This window comes from Ardenticatena maritima, assembly GCF_001306175.1.
Taxonomy (GTDB): Bacteria; Chloroflexota; Anaerolineae; order Ardenticatenales; family Ardenticatenaceae; genus Ardenticatena; species Ardenticatena maritima.
On the sequence record NZ_LGKN01000007.1, the window covers coordinates 1 to 19115 of the forward strand.

Here is a 19115-nt window from a genome sequence, read left to right on the forward strand (position 1 = left end):
CTCGCCCCAAGATGAGGCCACCCACCTCCGCGAGAGGGTAAGCGCGCTGGGAGACGACCAGTTCGATAGGCCGGTGGTGGAAGCGTGGTAACACGTGTAGCCTACCGGTACTAACGCGCGAGGGCTTCATCGTACTGTGCAGCGATTCGCCATACCCTATTCAGTTGTCAGGGTGCAACCAAAACCCGCTCAATTCGAGCGGGTTTTTTTGTTGTCCTGGTATGGTGTTGAATGACAAAAGGGGTTTCCTTTCTTGAAGATTGACCGACTGTTTGTTTTGCGACACAATACCCCTTGCGAGTTTGCCGAATGGTGGAGTTCATCTCATGACACAAGATTTTGTGATACCGGAACGCCCGGTTTTGGTGTTGCATTACCATGAAATTGGATTGAAGGGCGGAAATCGCGATTTTTTTGAGCGGCGGCTCAAACGGAACGTGGAAGCCGCTTTACGCTCGCTGGGTGCGCCCAACGTCAAACGGCTGCGTGGGCGTATGCTTGTGCGGGGAATGCGCCCCGAGCATGTGCCCGAAGCCTTGGCGCGTCTGCAAAAGGTCTTCGGTTTGGCGACAATCAGCGTCGCGGCGGAAGTAGAACCAACGTTGCCGGCTTTGGCGGCGGCGGCGGTGGCGCAGGCGCGTGTTCATCCCCCGGCGGAAACATTTGCAGTGCGTGCCAAACGTGCCGAGAAACACTACCCTTTTACGTCGCAAGACATTGGGCGCGAAGTGGGCGCCGCCGTGGCTGAGGCGACGGGTTGGCGCGTTGACCTTTCTTCTCCCGATGTGGAGGTGTTTGTTGAAGTCGCGCAACAGCGCGGATTGGTGTACATTGGCAAAATTCGCGGGCCTGGCGGCTTGCCGGTGGGAACAGCGGGGCGCGCCGTCTCGCTGTTTAGCGCCGGGCTTGATTCCCCCGTGGCCACATGGCGCATGATGAAGCGCGGGCTGCATGTGCATTTGGTGCATTTTCATTCGCAGCCCTTTATGGACCGCGCCAGCGAAGAAAAATCGCGTCGGCTGGCGGACCTGTTGGCGGACTGGCATGGACCTCTCAAACTGACCATCGTCCCCTTCATCGAAGCCCAACAGGCGATTATCGCCTACACACCCGAAAAGTTCCGCACCATTCTGTATCGGCGGTTCATGCTGCGCATTGCTGAAGCCATTGCGCGCGAGGACAAAGCCAAGGCGCTTATTACCGGCGAATCGTTAGGACAAGTCGCCAGCCAGACGTTGGAAAACCTTGCCGCTATTGAAGATGCAGCCACCATGCCGGTGTTGCGCCCATTGATTGGCATGGATAAGCAGGAAATCATTGACGAGGCGCACCGCATTGGCACGTTTGATATCAGCATTTTGCCGCAAGATGACGCCTGTACTCTGCTGGAACCCAAGCGCGTGGAAACACGCGCCAAACTGCACGAAGTGCGCCGCGCCGAATCGGCGCTGGATGTGCAGGCGCTGGTGGCGGCGGTGCTGGCGCAGATTCAAACCGAAGTTCACTATCCATCCTGGTGGCATGAGCCCGTTCCACAGGATACAACCACCATGTGAATGAGGGGGGACCATGTTTCTGGAAAAAACACGGCGCAAACTTGAAGAAACGCGCGCCGAAACATTGGCGCTCATCGAAGGGTGCGATGAAGCGACCTTACGCGCGGCGCGTGTGAATGACGAATGGAGCGCCTTCGATGTGCTGGCGCACTTGGCGCACAGCGAAGCCGACCATCTGCGCACCATCACTGCCACGCCTGAGGAATTGGCCGAGTTTGCCGCCACCTTCGACCTTGACGCCTGGAACCGCAAGCAAACCGAGGCGTTGCGGGCGCTCTCGTTGCCCGAATTGTTGCAGCGCCTGGCGGATGTGCGCGCGCAAACAATGGCAACGCTCGCCGAGATTGGCGAAGAGGGCATGGTGGAAAAAGTGCACCACCCTGTCTTTGGCGAGATTGAACGGGGCAAGTTGTTCCGCATTATTGCCATGCACGAGCGCATGCACCAGCAGGATATTCGCAAAGCATTGCAGGAGGCGGCGAGTGCTTGACGCCGTGCGCCAATTTTTCGCCGTCAATGGCTTGCTGGTGCAAGCCCTCAACGCGCAAGGGCATTTCATTTTGGGGTTGGCGGTGTTGCTTCAATGGCGGCGTGAAAGCCAATTGGAACTGGCGCGCTCTGTGCCTTTGCTGGCCGCCTTCGGGTTGACCATTTCGCTGGCAATTTGGGCGGACATTTTCATCCCCCTGCAACAAGTCTATCTTTCGCGTGAAGCCATCGAAGCCTTGCGGCTGGGGCATGCCCTGTTGTACATTGTCGCCTACGCTTTTCTGCTCCATTTTGCCTTGCGTTTGAACTGGGTACACCCCGTGAGTGAGCATCTGCCGTGGTTGCTGGCAGTGCTTGGGAGCATGCTTGCCATCGGCGCCCAACTGCGAGGCATGCCGGCGGGCGAAGTGCTGCTGTGGGTGCAACGTCTGGGGCGTCCGAGTATCGTGTTTCCAGCGTCCTTGCTGGCGGCATGGGGATTGCGCCGCGAGGCGGAGCAGATTCAGCGCATGGGATTGCCTTCATTCATTGTGGATTGGTTGCGCATTGCGGGATTTAGTTTTGGCTTCTACGCCATTGTGAGTGGGCTTTTTATCCCGCGTTCAGCCGACGGCCGCTCCTGGTTTTACTATGCGACAGGCATTCCCATTGACGTTTTTCAGGCGGCGGTGGGCATGGTGCTGGCGTATGCCATGACCCGCGCCTTGACCATCTTCCGCCACGAATTGCAGCGCCTGGTGGTCGTGATGGGGCGCGAACGTGCGCTGGCGGCTGACCGCCAACGCATTGGGCGCGAATTGCACGATGGCACCATCCAATCCATCTACGGCGCGGGGCTGGTACTGGAAAACGCCTACCACCTTGTGCGCAGCGACCCCGAGACGGCGGAGCGGCTCATTCAGCATGTGATGAAAGCCCTCAATGAGACCATCGCTGATATTCGGCGCTACATTTTCGACCTTGCCGAAACCGAGGGCTCGCTGGAAGAGTTGCTGGGCGAGGTGGTGGAGGAATTTCGGGCGTCAAGTGGGTTGGAGATTGATTTCCGTATCGAAGGCAATGTCCCCCATTTTTCGCCTGAAGCCAGCAAGCATGTGCAGCAAATGGTGCGCGAAGCCCTGAGCAACATTGTGAAACACGCCCACGCGACACAGGCCAGCGTGGTGGTGCGGGGCGATGCCGATGCTGTGCGCCTGCTCATCGCCGACAATGGGCGTGGATTGCCCGAAGGCGGGGCGTATCGCCGGGGTGGGCGTGGTGTGCCCAATTTGCTGGCGCGGGCGGGCATGCTGGGGGGGCGTGCGGTCATCCGCAATCGCCCCGAAGGTGGCGCAATTGTCGAAATCACAATTCCGAATATGTTTCAAGAAGCATAAACCGCTGACGCCATGCGTTGTTGAACAGAAGCCCAATCCCTGTTTGAAGAGCATAGGTAGAAAGTGCGAGGACGAAGACAATGAAGAAGTTGCGCATTCTCCTGGTTGATGACCATGAAGTGGTGCGGTTGGGGTTGAAAGCCTTACTCGACCGCTACCCGCAATTTGAGGTGGTGGCCGAAGCCAGCACCGCAGACGAAGCCCTGGCGCGCGTGGCACAGTACCGCCCGGACGTGGTGGTGATGGACGTGCGCTTGCCTGGCAAGAACGGGATTGAAGCCACGCGGGAAATCAAAGCCACCTATCCAGAGACAGAAGTCATCATCCTCACGTCGTATGCCGAAGATGATTTGTTGTTTGATGCGATACGGGCGGGTGCGAGTGGGTATGTGCTCAAACAGATTGGGAGCGACGACCTGGTGCGTGCCCTGGATGCCGTCGGCAAGGGGGAAGCCCTGCTGGACCCCAAGTTGACGCGCCGCGTCTTTGAGCGGGTGCGTGATGCCGAGCGCGAAGCCGAAGCCTCAGCCTTCCGCGACCTTTCCGACCAGGAATTGCGCGTGTTGGCGCTGCTGGCCGAAGGCAAAACCAACAAGGAAATTGCCCGTGAACTCTATCTGAGCAGTGGCACGGTGCGCAATTATGTGAGCAGTATTTTACATAAACTTGGGCTTGGCAATCGCGCCGAAGCCGCCGCGTATGCGGTGCAACACCACATTTGGGACTACCTGCCTGAGTGAGCATGCCATGACCACCGTCCGCATTTCGATCGCCCAATTCAGCGTTGAGCAGGCGAACCCCACCGCGAATATGGCGACGGTGGCGGCGTATGCGGCCGAAGCCGCCGCGCGGGGGAGCGATCTGCTGGTGCTCCCGGAACTCTGGGGGCATGGCTACGATTTGGCGCATGCCGACGCCTACGCTACCCATCCGCATGAGGGCTTGTTCGCTGAAACGGCGGCGCTGGCACGGCGGCATGGGCTGTTCATCTACGGCTCGTTGTTGGGGCGTTTGCATGGTCGCCCGGCGAATACGGCGGCGCTTTTTACCCCATCTGGAGATGTCGCCGCCACGTACAGCAAAGTGCACCTGTTTCGCCTGATGGACGAAGACCAGTGGCTGACCCCCGGCGAAGAAGCCGTCCTCGTGGATGCCCCGTGGGGGGCAACGGGGTTGGCGATTTGCTACGACCTGCGTTTTCCTGAACTGTTTCGGCGGTATGCACTGGAAGGAGCGCAGGTCTTTTTGATTTGCGCGCAATGGCCGCAGACGCGCTTGGCGCATTGGCGCACCTTGTTGCGCGCGCGTGCCATCGAAAATCAGGCGATTGTGGTGGCATGCAACCGCTGTGGCGAAACCGACGGCACACGCTTCGGCGGGCATTCGGTGGTGTTGGATGCGTGGGGCGAACCGATTGTTGAAGCCGGGACAACCCCCGTTCTGTTGACAGCCGATGTGGATGTCGCAACTGTTTCAGCAGTGCGCCGCAAAATCCCCGTTTTCGAGGACCGTCGTCCTGATGTGTACCAGGCGAGGGTGCGGCGTGTGGCGCTCAAAGACGAGAAGGGAGAGGCAACACCATGACGAAACCGATGCTGGTGGCGTCGCGCAATGCGGCGGTTGGGTTTGATGAAGGCATGCGCTTGCTGCGTGAGGGGGCGTCGGCGTTGGATGCCGCCATTGCAGTGGTGCGCATTGTGGAAGACAACCCCGATGATCATACCGTCGGCTACGGCGGGCTTCCCAACCTGCTGGGGGAAGTCGAATTGGATGCGATGGTGATGGATGGGCGCACACTCAAAGCCGGCGCGGTGGCGGCGCTCAAAGGGTTCCGCAACCCGGTGCTGGTGGCGCGCAAAGTGATGGAAGAATTGCCGCATGTGCTGCTGGCGGGTGAGGGCGCGGCGCGCTTTGCGCGTGAAATGGGGTTCGAGGAAGCCGAGTTGCTGACTGACGAGGCGCAGCGCATTTGGCGCGAGCGGTTGACGGCGAGCGATGTGCCCGAAGATGTGGCGCGCTACTATGACCACATGCGCCGCTTTGCGCGCGATTTGGCGCGCGACCCCGAGCAAGCCGCCAAAGACGCCGGTTCGGGCGTGATGGGCACGGTGGTGGTGCTGGCGCGCGATGCGCAGGGCAACATTGCCGTGGCAACGAGTACAAGCGGCTGGGCGTGGAAGTATCCCGGCCGGGTGGGGGATACGCCCATTCCGGGCGCGGGCGGCTACGCCGATAACCGGTATGGCGCGGCGGCGTGTACCGGGCGCGGCGAAATGGCGTTGCGGGCGAATACCGCGCGCTCGATTGTGCTCTACATGAAAATGGGCTTGCCGCTCTGGAACGCCGCCCGCGAAGCGACCGCCGACCTCTATGCGCTCGATGATGAGTTCGCCAACGTGTTGACCATCTACGCGATGGATGCGCATGGGGGGCATGTGGGGTTCAGCAATCGTCCGGGGCGCACCTACGTGTTTCAGACGGCCGAGATGGATGCGCCCGAAGAGCGTCCCTGCACCTATGTGGACGCTGCGGGGAAAGCGCATATCCGCACGCAAGAGGCATAAGCCCAAAACTGAACGACCCTATGGCGGGATGAGGCGTCTCATCTCGCCATTTTTCTTTTGGGAAGGAGAATGGGCGATGTTCGATGAACGCTTGCGACGCTGGAAAGATGCGGCGCTCATGCCGCTGGCGCACGTCGTACCGGTTTCCCCCCTGGCGTTGACGCTGGCGGGGTGGGGCGTTGGGATGGCGGCGGTGGTGTGCGCCTGGCGGGGCATGTTCGCCTGGGCGTGCGCGGCCTGGCTGGTGAACCGCGTGCTCGACGCGCTGGATGGCGCTGTGGCGCGGGCGCAGGCGCGCACAAGCGACCTGGGCGGCTACGTGGACATTCTCGCCGATTTCAGCGTGTACGCCTTTTTGCCGCTGGCGCTTGCCGCCGCGCATGCGTCGCCGCGGGTGTGGCCGGCGCTGGCGTGCCTGCTGGCTTCGTTCTACCTCAACGCGGCGTCGTGGATGTATCTGGCGGGGGTGCTGGAAAAACGCGCCGCCCAGACACCGCGCACCACGACGCTCGCCATGCCGGCGGGGCTGGTGGGGGGTGTGGAAACGTTCGTCTTCTTCACGCTCTTTTTGCTCATGCCGCGCTTTCTTGTGCCGCTCTACTGGTTGATGACGGCGCTGGTCTTCGCCACGGTGGTGCAACGCCTGCTCTGGGCGGTGCGGGTGTTGGGTGGGGCGCAGCCTGCGCGCAAATGAGCACGTTGCCTTTGCCGTGCGGCGCGTTATACTCTGCCGCGTTGCGGCCTTGAACGAGGAGAAAGATGATGTGGACGGCGTTCTGGTTATCCATTCGCATTACGGCGGTGGCGACAGCCGCCTTGATGGTGCTGGGTGTGCCGCTGGGCTGGGCGCTGGCGCGCTTGCAGTTTCGGGGGCGCATGTTTGTGGAAACGTTGCTCAACTTGCCGCTGGTCTTGCCGCCCAGCGTTGTGGGCTACTACTTGCTGCGCGCGTTGGGGCGTGGAAGCCCACTGGTGGCGTGGCTGAATCTGGACATATTGTTTACGTGGCAAGCGGCGGCTGTGGCTTCAACCGTGGTGGCGTTGCCGCTCATGGTGCAGTCGGTGCAGGCGGCAATCGCCGATGTTGACCCGGCGCTGGAAAACGCCGCGCGGACGTTGGGCGTCAACGAGGTGGAGATTTTCTGGCATATCACACTCCCCCTCGCCCGCCGCGGTATTCTGGCGGGGGTGCTGCTGGGTGGCGCACGGGCGTTAGGTGAATTTGGCGCAACCTTGATGGTCGCCGGCAACATTCCAGGGCGCACGCAAACCCTGCCGCTTGCCATTTACGACGCTGTGCAGAACCGCCAGTACGACCTGGCGAACCAGATGGTCTTGCTGATGACGGCGCTGGCGTTTTTGGCGTTGTGGGGCGTGCGCCGAGTGGAGATGAGCCGCCATGCCGCATGAAAACGCTTTGCTCCACGTGGCGTTTTGCAAACAACTTGACGCCTTCACGCTCGACATGCGCCTGGACGTGGGGCGTGAAATTCTGGTGCTTTTCGGGCCGTCGGGGGCGGGCAAAACCAGCGTGCTGAACGCCATTGCCGGCTTGCTCACGCCCGACGAGGGGGAAATCCGTTTTGAGGGTACGATCTTCTTTCGGCGGCGTCCGGGCGCGCCAACGGTGAACCTGCCGGCGCGCAAGCGGCGCGTGGGTTACGTGTTTCAGCACTATGCGCTTTTTCCCCACATGACCGCGCTGGAAAATGTCCGTTTCCCCCTGCGCCGCCAGCCCGACGCCGACCGCCGCGCCCGTGAGTGGCTGGAACGGATGCATATCGCCCACCTTGCCGACCGCTATCCGCGCCAGATGTCGGGGGGGCAACAGCAGCGTGTGGCGATTGCGCGCGCGCTGGCTTCTTCGCCGCGCTTGCTTTTGCTGGACGAGCCTTTTTCGGCGCTGGATGTGGCGGTGCGCGAGCGCCTGCAAGCCGATGTGAAGGCGCTTCAGGAGGAGTTGGGGCTGGTGGTGCTCTACGTGACGCACCGGCTGGAAGATGCGTTCGCGGTGGGCGACCGCCTGGCGGTGATTCGGGAAGGGCGCGTGATGCAGGTGGGTCCCATTGAGGAAGTGGTGCGGCGTCCGTCCAGCCTGGCGGTGGCGGAAAGCATTGGTGTGCGCAATCTCTTTCGGGCGACGGTGGTGCGCGTGGAGCCGACGGGCATTCTGCTGGATTGGGACGGTTTGCCGCTTTGGGCGGCGCCGCAACCTGTGCCCGTCCACCCGCGCGTGACGGCGTATGTGCGCCCCGAGGATGTCAAAATTCTCTATCCCGACCGCCCGGTGGCGGAGACGGTGCGCTTCAACCAGATGCAGGCTCGTATCCGCGAGGTGCGTGAGGGGGCGCAGGTGCGCGTGTTGTTTGTGGAAGTGCCCAATGGGCACGTGTTGGAAATTCACTTTCCCCACTACGCCTACACACCGTTGCGGCTGGCGCCCGGCGAGACGATTCAAATTGCCTTGCGCCGCGAAGGCGTTATGCTGGTGCCCGAAACAATGCGTACCTGACAACGTCTGTCATGGTGTGCAAAACAACAAGCGAGAGGTGAGGAAGGATGACACCGCTGTTTACCGAAGATGTGGAGTTGCGTGGGCATATCATTGACTCGCTCATTCTGCCCAAAGCGTTCGACACGATTATGGACATGGGCGGCGATTTCGATGTCTTGCACATTGAAGTTGGCCGCCACAAGGAAGACCCCAGTTATGCGCGGTTGCGCGTGAAAGCCGAAGATGAAGAGACGTTGCACGAGATTCTGGCGCAGTTGCAAAACTTGGGGGCGTCGCTGGTGACGGCGCAGGATGTGCGCACGGAGCCGGCGCCCAAGGATGGCGCGTTGCCGCCCGATTTTTACAGCACCACCAATTTGCCGACCGAGGTGCGTATCAATGGGCGTTGGGTGCCGGTCTATCCCATCGAAATGGATGTGGCGATTGTGGTGGATTGGGAGAACGAAACGGCGATGACCAAGCCCATGCTCGAAGTCAAGAAGGGGGAGCATGTGGTGGTGGGGCATGCCGGTATTCGGGTGCGCCCGTTGGAACGTTCGCGCCAGGCGGATGTGTTCTCCTTCATGCAGAGTGATGTGAGTTCGGAAAAGCCCAAGAAGTTGATGATTCATGAAATTGCGCGCGAGATGCGCCAGGTGAAAGAGCGCGGCGGCAAAATCCTCGTGGTGGCCGGTCCGGCGATTATTCACAGCGGGGCGGGACCTTATCTGGCGGCGCTGATTCGCAACGGCTACGTGGACGTGCTCTTTGGCGGCAACGCCATCGCCGTGCATGATGTTGAAGCGGCGCTGTTTGGCACCAGCTTGGGGGTGAACTTGCAAAGCGGTGTGCCGGTTGAAGGGGGGCACCGCCACCATATGCGCGCCATCAACGCCATTCGCAACGCCGGTTCGTTGCGCGCCGCGGTGGAGCAGGGCATTCTCACGCGCGGCGTCATGTACGAAGCCATCCGCAAGGGCATTACCCTGGTGCTCGCCGGCTCCATCCGCGACGACGGCCCACTGCCGGACGTGATTACCGACGTTATCGAAGCGCAGAAAGCCATGCGGGCGGCGCTGCCCGGTGTGGAACTGGTGCTGATGATTTCAACCATGCTGCACAGCATTGCCACCGGCAACATGCTGCCGGCGACCGTGAAGACCGTTGCGGTGGATATCAACCCGGCGGTGGTCACCAAGCTGGCTGACCGCGGTTCGTGGCAAGCAGTGGGGCTGGTGACGGATGCGGAGCTCTTCCTGCGCGAATTGACCACGGCGCTGGATGTGGAGATGGACGAGGCGCTTTGACGGCTTGCGGGGGGAAAGTGAAACGCCGCGCGGACCTTTGCCGCGCGGCGTTTTTGGTTGCCAAGTGTGGGGTTCAGAAGAGATGCGGCAAGGCGACCAGCAGACCCGCTACGGTTGCGACGGCGAAGATGACGCCGTACACGCGGCGGCGTTCGTACCAGACGCGGTGCGCCCATGCCGGCCCATGCGGCGGTTGGGCGCGTAGCGCTGCTTGCGCTTTCCCAAGAACCAGCGGCATGGAGAGAATGCCCACTCCGGCGACGATGACGAACGTCAGCGAGAACCAGGCGAAGGCGGTGAAAAGTGGCATAAGGGTTTCAGTCATTGGTGGTCTCCTCCTTCTCGTTGGCGCAAGACTCGCAAGGCTTCTTCAGCCCCCGCCAAGAGGGCGTTTGCCCGCACAAAGGGGGCGCTCACGCGTTGCTCGATACGGCGCAGGTGGCGGCGACCTTCTTGCAGGTAGGTGTGGGCTTTCTGGAAGGCGAGGTCGGCGTGGGCGACAACCCAGGCCATGCCTTTCCAGAGCCCAAACCCCAGCGCCGCCAGGATCAACATGCCGACGATGCATTGCAAGAGCAAAAAACTGGCGGCGACGGCGCTCCACGTTTCCAATGAACCCATGCTGGTCCCTCAATGGCATGTTGGTTGATAAGCCCTATTTTACGCAACTTGCGCAAAATGGCGAGCGGATTTACGCTTCTTCTCCCACCCCCCTGGGGGTGGGGCTCTTGCAACAAAATACCCAAAGGAGGGTGGTATGCGAACCAAAGTGCGTTGGCTGAGTGTGGTGTTGGTTCTGTTGGCGTTGGTGCTGGCGGCGTGCGGTGGGAACACGGCGACCGCACCAGATGAAAGCGAGCATGATGTTTCCGCAGCTCCGGCGCATGATGCGAGCGAGGAGCACGTGGCCGATGAAGCGCACGCCGAAGCGCATGGCTTGCCCGAAGAAGCCCTGCAACTGGAAAACCCCATTCCCGCCACAGAGGAATCCATTGCGCGTGGGCGCGAAATCTATGCCCAAAATTGCGCCTCGTGCCACGGGGATGAAGGCTATGGCGATGGGCCTGCGGCGGCGGGGCTGGACCCCAAACCGGCGAACCTGCACATGGGGCACGTGCAAATGCTCCCGGACGGTGGCTTGTTCTGGATCATCAGCCACGGGGTTGAAGGCACGGCGATGCCGGCGTGGGAGAATGTGCTGAGTGAAGAAGACCGCTGGCATGTGGTGAACTACATTCGCACGTTCGACGATATGGGCATGCAGAACATGCACGAAGAGGGCGGCATGGGCGAGATGCACGAAGACGGCCACATGCATGAGGAAGGCGATTCACACTAAGCCCAACGTTGCCGGATGGCACAGGGCGGCGTGCAGAGGCATGCCGCCCTTTTTGTGTGGCTCAGGCTGCGCCCCCCACCACCGCCTCCACCGCCTGAATGCGTTCCCACGTCTCCGTGATGACACCCAGCCGGCCCAGCACCGGCGCGAAGGCAGCGATATGCGCCCATGCACTATCTCGTCCCTGCGCCCGAGCGTAGCGGAAGGCGGTCGCCACCAGTTGTGCTACCACTTCTGGTTGGCTTTCTGCGATTTCGGTTAGCGTGTTGGCGATGGTGGCGAGGGCTTGTGCGCGGAGGCTGTTGAGCTCAATTTTTTCGGCGACGGCGAGGGCGATTTGGATGGTCTGGCGGGCGTGGTTGGTATCGCCAAGTTGAACAAAGGCTTGGGCGATGGTGGCGAGGGCTTGTGCGCGCTTGTAATCATCTTCAATTTTTTCGGCGACGGCGAGGGCGATTTGGATGGTCTGGCGGGCGTGGTCGGCCTCACCAACCTGAGCAAGGGCGTGAGCGATGTTGGCGAGGGCTTGTGCGCGCTTGTAATCATCTTCAATTTTTTCGGCGACGGCGAGGGCGGTTTGGAGGGTCTGGCGGGCGTGGTTGATATCACCAGCCTGGGCAAGTTCGTGGGCGATGGTGGCGAGGGCTTGTGCGCGGTCGCGGTAGCGTTCAATTTTTTCGGCGACGGCGAGGGCGTGGTCGGTATCGCCAGCCTGGGCAAGGACTTGGGCGATGGTGGCGAGGGCTTGTGCGCGCTTGTAATCATCTTCAATTTTTTCGGCGACGGCGAGGGCGTGGTCGGTATCGCCAGCTTGGGCAAGGGCTTGGGCGATGTTGGCGAGGGCGTGTGCGCGTGTGTAATCATCTTCAATTTTTTCGGCGACGGCGAGGGCGTGGTCGGTATCGCCAGCCTGGGCAAGGACTTGGGCGATGGTGGCGAGGGGTTGTGCGCGGTCGCGGTAGTGTTCAATTTTTTCGGCGACGGCGAGGGCGTGGTCGGTATCGCCAGCTTGGGCAAGGGCTTGGGCGATGTTGGCGAGGGCTTGTGCGCGGTCGCGGTAGCGTTCAATTTTTTCGGCGACGGCGAGGGCGTGGTTGGTATCGCCAAGTTGAACGAAGGCTTGGGCGATGTTGGCGAGGGCGTGTGCGCGTGTGTCATCATCTTCAATTTTTTCGGCGACGGCGAGGGCGATTTGGATGGTCTGGCGGGCGTGGTTGGTATCGCCAAGTTGAACGAAGGCTTGGGCGATGTTGGCGAGGGCTTGTGCGCGGTCGCGGTAGCGTTCAATTTTTTCGGCGACGGCGAGGGCGTGGTTGGTATCACCAGCCTGGGCAAGGACTTGGGCGATGTTGGCGAGGGCGTGTGCGCGTGTGTAATCATCTTCAATTTTTTCGGCGACGGCGAGGGCGTGGTTGGTATCACCAGCCTGGGCAAGGACTTGGGCGATGTTGGCGAGGGCGTGTGCGCGGAAGAAGTCGAATTCAATTTTTTCGGCGGCGGCGAGGGCGTGGTTGGTATCACCAGCCTGGGCAAGGACTTGGGCGATGTTGGCGAGGGCGTGTGCGCGTGTGTAATCATCTTCAATTTTTTCGGCGACGGCGAGGGCGTCGTTGATATCACCAGCCTGGGCAAGGACTTGGGCGATGTTGGCGAGGGCGTGTGCGCGTGTGTAATCATCTTCAATTTTTTCGGCGACGGCGAGGGCGTCGTTGATATCACCAGCCTGGGCAAGGACTTGGGCGATGTTGGCGAGGGCGTGTGCGCGTGTGTAATCATCTTCAATTTTTTCGGCGACGGCGAGAGCGATTTGGAGGGTCTGGCGGGCGTGGTTGGTAGCGCCGAGTTGAGCAAAGGCGTGGGCGATGTTGGCGAGGGCGTGTGCGCGGAAGCGGTAGCGTTCAATTTTTTCGGCGACGGCGAGGGCGTGGTTGGTATCGCCAGCCTGGGCAAGGACTTGGGCGATGTTGGCGAGGGCGTGTGCGCGTTTGTCATCATCTTCAATTTTTTCGGCGACGGCGAGGGCGTGGTTGGTATCGCCAAGTTGAACGAAGGCTTGGGCGATGGTGGCGAGGGCGTGTGCGCGGTCGCGGTAGCGTTCAATTTTTTCGGCGGCGGCGAGGGCGTTTTGCAAAATCTGACGGGCGCGCGCAGTGGCGTTGGGGACGTCGTGTGTGAGCAGTGTCAGAGCCATGCGCCGGTAGGCGTCGGCTTGTTGTTCGGGATCAGTGATGAGGGCGGCGTAGCGCAGGGCGCGTTCGTGCTCGCCCAGCAGGACCATCGCTTCTAGCGCTTCAAGCGGTACGTTGGTTGCCAGCGTGCGCACGGTGGCGTAGAGCAGGCTCCAGGCCACCACTTGGGGCAGGGTGTCCACTGCGCCTGTGGGTACACGCTCCTCAGCCATGGTCAGGGCGCGTTCCACGTCTGCGGCGAAGAGGTGGCGGCTGGGGTCGTAGGTGCGGCTGGCTCTGTACCAGGCGGGTGTTTCGATGAGTTGGGAGAGGGATTCCAGGTCGCCAATCTGCTGGAAATGGACGCTGGCATAGTGCAGCAGGTAGGGAGAAACCGCTTCGGCGGGCGTTTCCCCTTTTACCAATGTGGCGAGAGTTTCTTGCGCCCATGCCGCAAAGCGGTGCTGCACCTGTTTCGCCTCCTGGTGTAGGACCTCTTCGCGGAAGTATTCGCCCAGTTTGGGATGGCTCAGCGTATAGCCCTGTTTACGATCGCCCACCACAAAGCGTGCGATGGGGCGCAGTGCCTCTCCCAGGGTCCAGGGGTCCAGATCGGCCGACTTGTCGGCCAGAGCCAGCAAGTCATCCTGGGTGAGGGGACCCAGCGCGCAAGCCAGCAGGGTGAGCACCTCGCGCACATCTCGTTCCTTCAAGGGGGCTTGCTCGCCCCACAGTTTACGTTGATCTTCCCACCAGCGATCGAAGTAGCCCTTATAGCCCGGTTCAAGTGTTTGCAGGTCTTCCGGTTGCAGACGGGCGGCGTCTTCTCCTCGCTTCCACAGGTCATCCACATAGAGGCGGACCAGCAGGGGGTCGCCTTCGGTCAAACGCGCCAGTTCTTCCACGATGTCCACGTTGCGCCCCAGTTCATCGAGCGGGAAGCCCATCGAGGCCAGGGCTTCGGCAATGCCCTTCTGGTCTAGCCCTTCGAGTGTGCGAGCTTGGGCGCGGTCCCGCCAGTTGAGGGTGTCCAGCCATTTATCGGGTGTGTGGCGGGTGGCGGTCAATCGCGCGCTCACCACCACGCGCACGCGCTCTGCCGGTTGGGTGGGGAAGAGGTCGGCGCCGGGGGTCCAGTCGGCGGCTTCGTCCAGCCCATCCACCACCAGCACCAGCCGTTTGCCGTCGGGCGGCGGCTGGCGCAGGATTTCCGTCACAAAGGCGCGCCACATTTCGGGCGTTTCGTCTTTCTGGGGGGCTGGCTTGTTGTAGATCTGCGCCAGTTGGGTCGCCAAAATAGCGAATGTGACGCCGTAAAGGTTGGTGTTGAAACGGATGCTGATGGGGGCAAAGGCCACAGCCACGTCGGGGCGTTGTTGCAGAGCGGCCGCCCAGCGGGTGAGCAGGGCGCTTTTGCCGCGACCGGCCGGCGCGGTGATGAGAAGATAGGGGCGGGCGGTTTCGTCTTCCAGCCACCGGCTGAGGTCGGCGAGTTCTGCGGTGCGGCCGCCGAAAGGCACCGGGCGGTCGGGCGTTCCCAGGTATTCATGGAGAAAATTTTCCACTCGTCCGGCATAGTCGGTCGGAAGTGTGCGCGCCGGTTCGGCGAAGTAGTTGACCGTGTTCTGGTCGCCGGTGACGAGAACGGCGTGGTGTACGTCTCCGGCGATGCGCACACTGCGTTCGGCGGTGCGGAGCGCGGTGATGTAATCCGCGCGTAAGGTTGCCAGCAGTGCCTCGGTGTTTTCAGCAATACGCTCCAACGCCCGGCTGTCGAAGAGCGGTTGCAGGGCTTCTTCTTTTCTCAATTCCTCATTGAAGAAACGCAAGAAGTCGGCTAAGGCGCGAACTGCCTTTTCTTGTTGGTCTTCGTCCACGTCATGCAATTGGGCGGCCCATGTCGTGGCGATAGCATTTACATCGGGCGTATCTCGGGTGAGAAAACGGGCTAATTCGCGGCTCACCGTCTCGCCGGTGAAGAAGGTCTCGTCTAGCAGGGAGGCGGCCCAGGCGGGGTGCCGGTCGGCAAAGCGTTCCAGCGCATGCAGCAGGGCGGTCTGGAACGCCAGGCGGGTGGGGTCGCGCCCCAGCCAGTGGCGCAGGCGGTCGCCCAACCCACTTTGTTCGAGGGCGTAGCCGAAAACGGCTTCGGTGATTGTGCCGATGAGAGGTTCCAAGAGCATCGCGCCGCTCCGTTTGTTGAAGGGTTGTATGCGTTCAGTATAAGCACGTTATCGGGGGTGAGCAACCGCTTGCAAAAAAAATCACCCCTCGCAGACGCGAGGGGTGGCGTGGGCGTGGGGCGCGGTTAGAGCGCGGCGGCCTCATCCGTGGCGACGAGCACGCGGTTGCCCGATTGGTCGCGGAGGAAGGCCGCTTGCGCGTTGAGGCGCGTTTCCAGCACGTTGGCGGCTTCGGCGCGGGCGATAATCTCCGCCACGGCTTGCGCGTCGGGCACCACCAGCGTGAAGAACCGCAACCCCACCGCGTGCGGGGGCGGCGGCGGCGCGCCTTGCCCAGCCCAAATGTTCGTGCCCACGTGATGATGGTACCCCCCCGCGGCAAAAAAGCGCGCGCCGGGGTAGTCGCGCTGGGTGCAGTCCAGCCCAAGCACGCCCGCATAGAAGGCCTCGGCTTCGTCCAGGTCGCGCACATGCAGGTGCACGTGCCCAATGTCCGTGTCGGGGTGAATGCCCGTCCAGGGGCGCGCGTCGGCTTGCGCTTCACGCAAGAGCGCGTTCACGTCCAGCGGGTCGGTCCGCATGGCGACTTGCCCCCCGCGCCAGGGCCACGTCTCGCGGGGGCGGTCGCGGTAGAGTTCCAGACCGTTGCCGTCGGGGTCGGGCAGGTAGATGGCCTCGCTTACCTTGTGGTCTGAAAAGCCGTGGAAACGCCACTCATGCGCCACCAGGCGGGCAAACACGCGCGCCAGTTCTTGCCGATTGGGCAGACGAATGGCAACGTGGTACAGTCCCGTGGTGCGGGGCGGTTTGGGAACGGCGTCGGCGCGCGCGGTGAGAATGAGCCGCGGCGGCCGGTCGGGGCCGCTGGTGAGCACGACGGTTTCACCGTGGCGTTGCATTTCTTGAAAACCGAGCAGAGTGCTGTAAAAATGAAGCGCACGCGAGAGATCGCGCACGATGAGATGGACGGGTCCAATGTGAGTTGTCGCCGGCAGCGTCATCTTTCCACTCCGTTTGTTGGTATTTTTACGAAACTTGATACAAAAATGATACTGAAGAATATGACACTGACAAATTGGCAAATCAAAGGAGTCATTCCATGCCAGCAGCCTCTTTCGACCATTTGCAATCGGCGACATACATCAACCTGACAACCTTTCGCAAAAACGGCACCCCTGTGCCGACGCCCGTCTGGTTCGTGCTGGACGAAGATGGGCGGCTCTACGTCTGGACGGAGGCGGAGAGCGGCAAAGTCAAGCGCTTGCGGGCGAATGGGCGGGCGCAGATTGCGCCGAGCGATTCGCGCGGCAATCCGCAAGGGCCGTTTGTGGCGGCGCGCGGGCGCATTCTGGCGGATGAAACCGCCGCGCGTGAGGTGCTGGCGCGTTTTCGGCGCAAGTATGGCTTGCTGTTTCGGGCGTTTGAAGTGATGGGACGCCTGCGCGGTGGGCGGCGGGTGGTGTTGGTGTTTGAGCCAGTGGATGAACCGGCGGAGACCAATCAACCGGGAGGTGTGGCATGAGCAAAGCCTTCTTCGATGCGTTTTTCGCGCCTGTCAATCGTGGCGAACAATCATTGGCGGAGCGGGTTGCCGAGTTGACGCGCGACGACCTGCGCGAGATGACCAACCGCATGATTGACGCCATGCTGGCGTTGATTGCGGACTGCACCGATGCGGATGTGGTCTTTGTGCCGCATGACCCCAACGCCTACGACCCCTTTGCGCCGGAGGAAGAGCAAACCGCCGCCTGGACGCTGGGGCATGTGATTGTGCACACCACCGCCTCGGCGGAAGAAGCGGCGTTCATCGCGGCCGAATTGGCGCGCGGCGTGCCCTACCACGGGCGTTCGCGCTATGAAGTGCCCTGGCAGACCATGCGAACCATCGCGCAGTGCCGGCACCGGCTGGAAGAGAGCCGCCGTATGCGCCTGGCGACGCTGGATGTCTGGCCTGACGAGCCGCACCTGGATAACACGTATGTGCCCTTTGACATGGCGGGCGAATTGAACGCCGTGGGGGCGTTTGTGGTGGGGCTGTGGCACGATAGCGACCACCTGGGGCAAATCGAAGAGATTGTGCGCCAGGCGCGCGCGGCGCGCGAAGGGTGAGCGATGTCGTTGGCGGCGCGAGTTGAACGCTGGGCGTGGCGGCTGCTGCTGGTGCTGTTGCTTGCGGCGGCGGCGCTGTTTCTGGTGCATGTGTGGCTGGCGGTGCGTGCAGACGCCCCGCTCGACTACGGCGAAGGGCCGCTTTTGAACCAGGCGCGCTTGCTGGTGCAGGGGCGCCCGCTCTATCGTCCCACGCTGGACGAACCGCCCTACACGATCACCAATTACCCCCCGCTCTACCAGATGTTGGTGGCGCTGGTGGGGGCTGTGGTCGGCTTTACCTACGCCACGGGGCGTTGGGTGTCGGCGGCGGCAAGCCTCGCGGCGGCGGGGGCGGTGTGGGCGCTGGTGCAGGCGCTGACCGGTGATCGTCGGGCGGGCGCGCTGGCGGGGGCGCTTTTCCTGGCGTTCCCGATTGTTTTTTATTGGGGCGTGCTGGGGCGGGTGGATATGCTCGCGTTGGCGCTCAGCCTGTGGGGTATCTGGTGGGCGGTGCGCTGGCCGCAGGCGTGGCGGGGCGTCATCGGCGCGGCGGTGTTGCTCACAGCGGCGGCGTTCACCCGCCAGTCGTACCTGCTGGCGGCGCCGCTGGCGGTGTTGTGCTGGCTTGCCGCCCACGAACGGCGCTGGGCGGTGCGGTTTGTGGCGCTGTTCGCGCTTCTGGTAGCGGGGCTGGGCGCGCTCGCCGTCTGGTGGACGGACGGCGGCTTTTGGCTGCATGTTGTCGTGGCGAACCGGAACCGGTTAGAGTGGTGGCGGTTGCTTTTGGGGGTCTACATGCTTTTGTTGTTTGCGGCTCCACTGGCGGTCATTACGCTTGTGGAGGTACCGCGGCATGTGCGGCATGTGCGTCGTCGGCAGGCGAGGAGTTGGCTGTTGCTGGGATATTTTGTGGGGGCAAGTCTTTCTGCGCTCACAATTGCGAAAGTCGGCAGTAATGTGAATTACTTACTGGAATGGTGCGCGGCAAGTGTGCTGCTTGTGGGTGTGGGCGTGGTGCGCTGGCAACGCGAGATGACGCCGACGGCGCGGCTCTTGCCGCTGGGGTTGTTGATCGCCGGCTTGGGGCTTGCCTTGTGGGAAGATACAACCTTTTTGGAGACCACCTCTTGGGCTGCCCATGAGTTGGCGAGTGAAGTCGAGCAGTTGGAGGCGCTGGTTTGCGCGGCAGAGGGGCCCGTGCTGGCTGATGACATGATGAGTGTGCTTGTGGTGTGCGGGAAGGAGATTTACCTGCAACCGTTTGAGTACACGCACCTGGTGGAAGATGGCGTGTGGGACCAACAGCCCCTGCTCGATGCCATTCGGGCGCAGCAGTTTGCCTTGATTTTGATGTCGGATACGGCATGGCATGGCTTAGACCGTCATTGGACGCCTGAAATGGAAGCGGCTATTCGCGAGGCGTACACGCCTGCGGAACGGCTCGCGGGCACGCTGGTCTATCACCCCAAATCGCGCACGCCATGAGCGCGCCGAAACCAATTCGCGCATCTGCGCACCCTTGCTATAATCGCCCCACACCACCGAAAC

The 19115-nt window shown here is 61.9% G+C and carries 18 protein-coding genes and 1 rRNA gene; 15 read left to right on the plus strand and 4 right to left on the minus strand.

The window, feature by feature from the left end:
* The 11 genes from SE16_RS12700 to SE16_RS12750 form a co-directional block, all read left to right on the plus strand.
* A 23S ribosomal RNA gene (locus SE16_RS12700) occupies positions 1–134 on the plus strand; the annotation flags it as partial.
* 192 nt (positions 135–326) lie between these two features.
* Positions 327–1556, plus strand: a complete 1230-nt coding sequence (gene thiI, locus SE16_RS12705) for a tRNA uracil 4-sulfurtransferase ThiI (protein ID WP_054493944.1) — start codon at positions 327–329, stop codon at positions 1554–1556.
* Positions 1557–1569: 13 nt separating this feature from the next.
* Positions 1570–2046 (plus strand): DinB family protein, encoded by a 477-nt coding sequence (locus tag SE16_RS12710; protein WP_054493943.1) that lies wholly within the window; start codon positions 1570–1572, stop codon positions 2044–2046.
* A complete protein-coding gene (locus SE16_RS12715) occupies positions 2039–3421 on the plus strand; it encodes a sensor histidine kinase (RefSeq protein WP_060687688.1) in 1383 nt (460 codons plus the stop codon). Before SE16_RS12710 ends, SE16_RS12715 begins: the two co-directional genes overlap by 8 nt.
* A gap of 80 nt (positions 3422–3501) precedes the next feature.
* Positions 3502–4161: a response regulator transcription factor gene (locus SE16_RS12720; protein ID WP_054492674.1), complete on the plus strand. Its 660-nt coding sequence runs from the start codon at positions 3502–3504 to the stop codon at positions 4159–4161.
* Positions 4162–4168: 7 nt separating this feature from the next.
* Complete coding sequence (locus tag SE16_RS12725; RefSeq protein WP_082374167.1) at positions 4169–5005, plus strand: carbon-nitrogen family hydrolase; 837 nt, start codon at positions 4169–4171, stop codon at positions 5003–5005.
* Positions 5002–5985, plus strand: a complete 984-nt coding sequence (locus tag SE16_RS12730) for a N(4)-(beta-N-acetylglucosaminyl)-L-asparaginase (RefSeq protein ID WP_201782274.1) — start codon at positions 5002–5004, stop codon at positions 5983–5985. Before SE16_RS12725 ends, SE16_RS12730 begins: the two co-directional genes overlap by 4 nt.
* A gap of 76 nt (positions 5986–6061) precedes the next feature.
* Positions 6062–6679 carry a CDP-alcohol phosphatidyltransferase family protein gene (locus tag SE16_RS12735; RefSeq protein ID WP_054493279.1) on the plus strand — a complete coding sequence of 206 codons (618 nt, stop codon included), beginning with the start codon at positions 6062–6064 and terminating at the stop codon, positions 6677–6679.
* Positions 6680–6744: 65 nt separating this feature from the next.
* Entirely contained in the window at positions 6745–7395 is a 651-nt protein-coding gene (gene modB, locus SE16_RS12740; RefSeq protein ID WP_054493278.1) for a molybdate ABC transporter permease subunit, read from the plus strand.
* Positions 7385–8497 (plus strand): ABC transporter ATP-binding protein, encoded by a 1113-nt coding sequence (locus SE16_RS12745; RefSeq protein ID WP_054493277.1) that lies wholly within the window; start codon positions 7385–7387, stop codon positions 8495–8497. The genes modB and SE16_RS12745 overlap by 11 nt, the downstream gene beginning before the upstream one ends.
* Positions 8498–8553: 56 nt before the next feature.
* Entirely contained in the window at positions 8554–9786 is a 1233-nt protein-coding gene (locus SE16_RS12750) for an ornithine cyclodeaminase, nickel-pincer nucleotide-dependent (RefSeq protein WP_407922991.1), read from the plus strand.
* Positions 9787–9859: 73 nt separating this feature from the next.
* Here the strand turns inward: SE16_RS12750 and SE16_RS12755 are convergent, their stop codons facing one another.
* Entirely contained in the window at positions 9860–10111 is a 252-nt protein-coding gene (locus SE16_RS12755) for a hypothetical protein (RefSeq protein WP_054493275.1), read from the minus strand.
* Positions 10108–10407 (minus strand): hypothetical protein, encoded by a 300-nt coding sequence (locus tag SE16_RS12760; RefSeq protein ID WP_054493274.1) that lies wholly within the window; start codon positions 10405–10407, stop codon positions 10108–10110. The genes SE16_RS12755 and SE16_RS12760 overlap by 4 nt, the downstream gene beginning before the upstream one ends.
* A gap of 136 nt (positions 10408–10543) precedes the next feature.
* On the opposite strand from SE16_RS12760, the gene SE16_RS12765 reads away from it, so the two are divergent.
* Positions 10544–11125, plus strand: a complete 582-nt coding sequence (locus SE16_RS12765; protein ID WP_054493273.1) for a c-type cytochrome — start codon at positions 10544–10546, stop codon at positions 11123–11125.
* Between the two features lie 61 nt (positions 11126–11186).
* On the opposite strand, the gene SE16_RS12770 is transcribed toward SE16_RS12765, so the two are convergent.
* On the minus strand, positions 11187–15476 hold the full coding sequence (locus tag SE16_RS12770) for an AAA family ATPase (RefSeq protein ID WP_060687691.1): 4290 nt from the start codon (positions 15474–15476) through the stop codon (positions 11187–11189).
* Positions 15477–15601: 125 nt separating this feature from the next.
* Complete coding sequence (locus SE16_RS12775) at positions 15602–16477, minus strand: VOC family protein (protein WP_054492945.1); 876 nt, start codon at positions 16475–16477, stop codon at positions 15602–15604.
* 98 nt (positions 16478–16575) lie between these two features.
* On the opposite strand from SE16_RS12775, the gene SE16_RS12780 reads away from it, so the two are divergent.
* Genes SE16_RS12780 through SE16_RS12790 form a run of 3 tightly spaced genes read left to right on the plus strand, consistent with a single transcriptional unit; the run spans position 16576 to position 19052 of the window.
* Positions 16576–16998: a PPOX class F420-dependent oxidoreductase gene (locus tag SE16_RS12780; protein WP_082374223.1), complete on the plus strand. Its 423-nt coding sequence runs from the start codon at positions 16576–16578 to the stop codon at positions 16996–16998.
* The gene (locus SE16_RS12785) at positions 16995–17585 is read left to right on the plus strand and encodes a DinB family protein (protein ID WP_054492944.1); all 591 of its coding nucleotides are present in this window, start codon (positions 16995–16997) and stop codon (positions 17583–17585) included. The genes SE16_RS12780 and SE16_RS12785 overlap by 4 nt, the downstream gene beginning before the upstream one ends.
* 9 nt (positions 17586–17594) lie before the next feature.
* Entirely contained in the window at positions 17595–19052 is a 1458-nt protein-coding gene (locus SE16_RS12790) for an ArnT family glycosyltransferase (RefSeq protein ID WP_161804549.1), read from the plus strand.
* Positions 19053–19115: the final 63 nt, after the last annotated feature.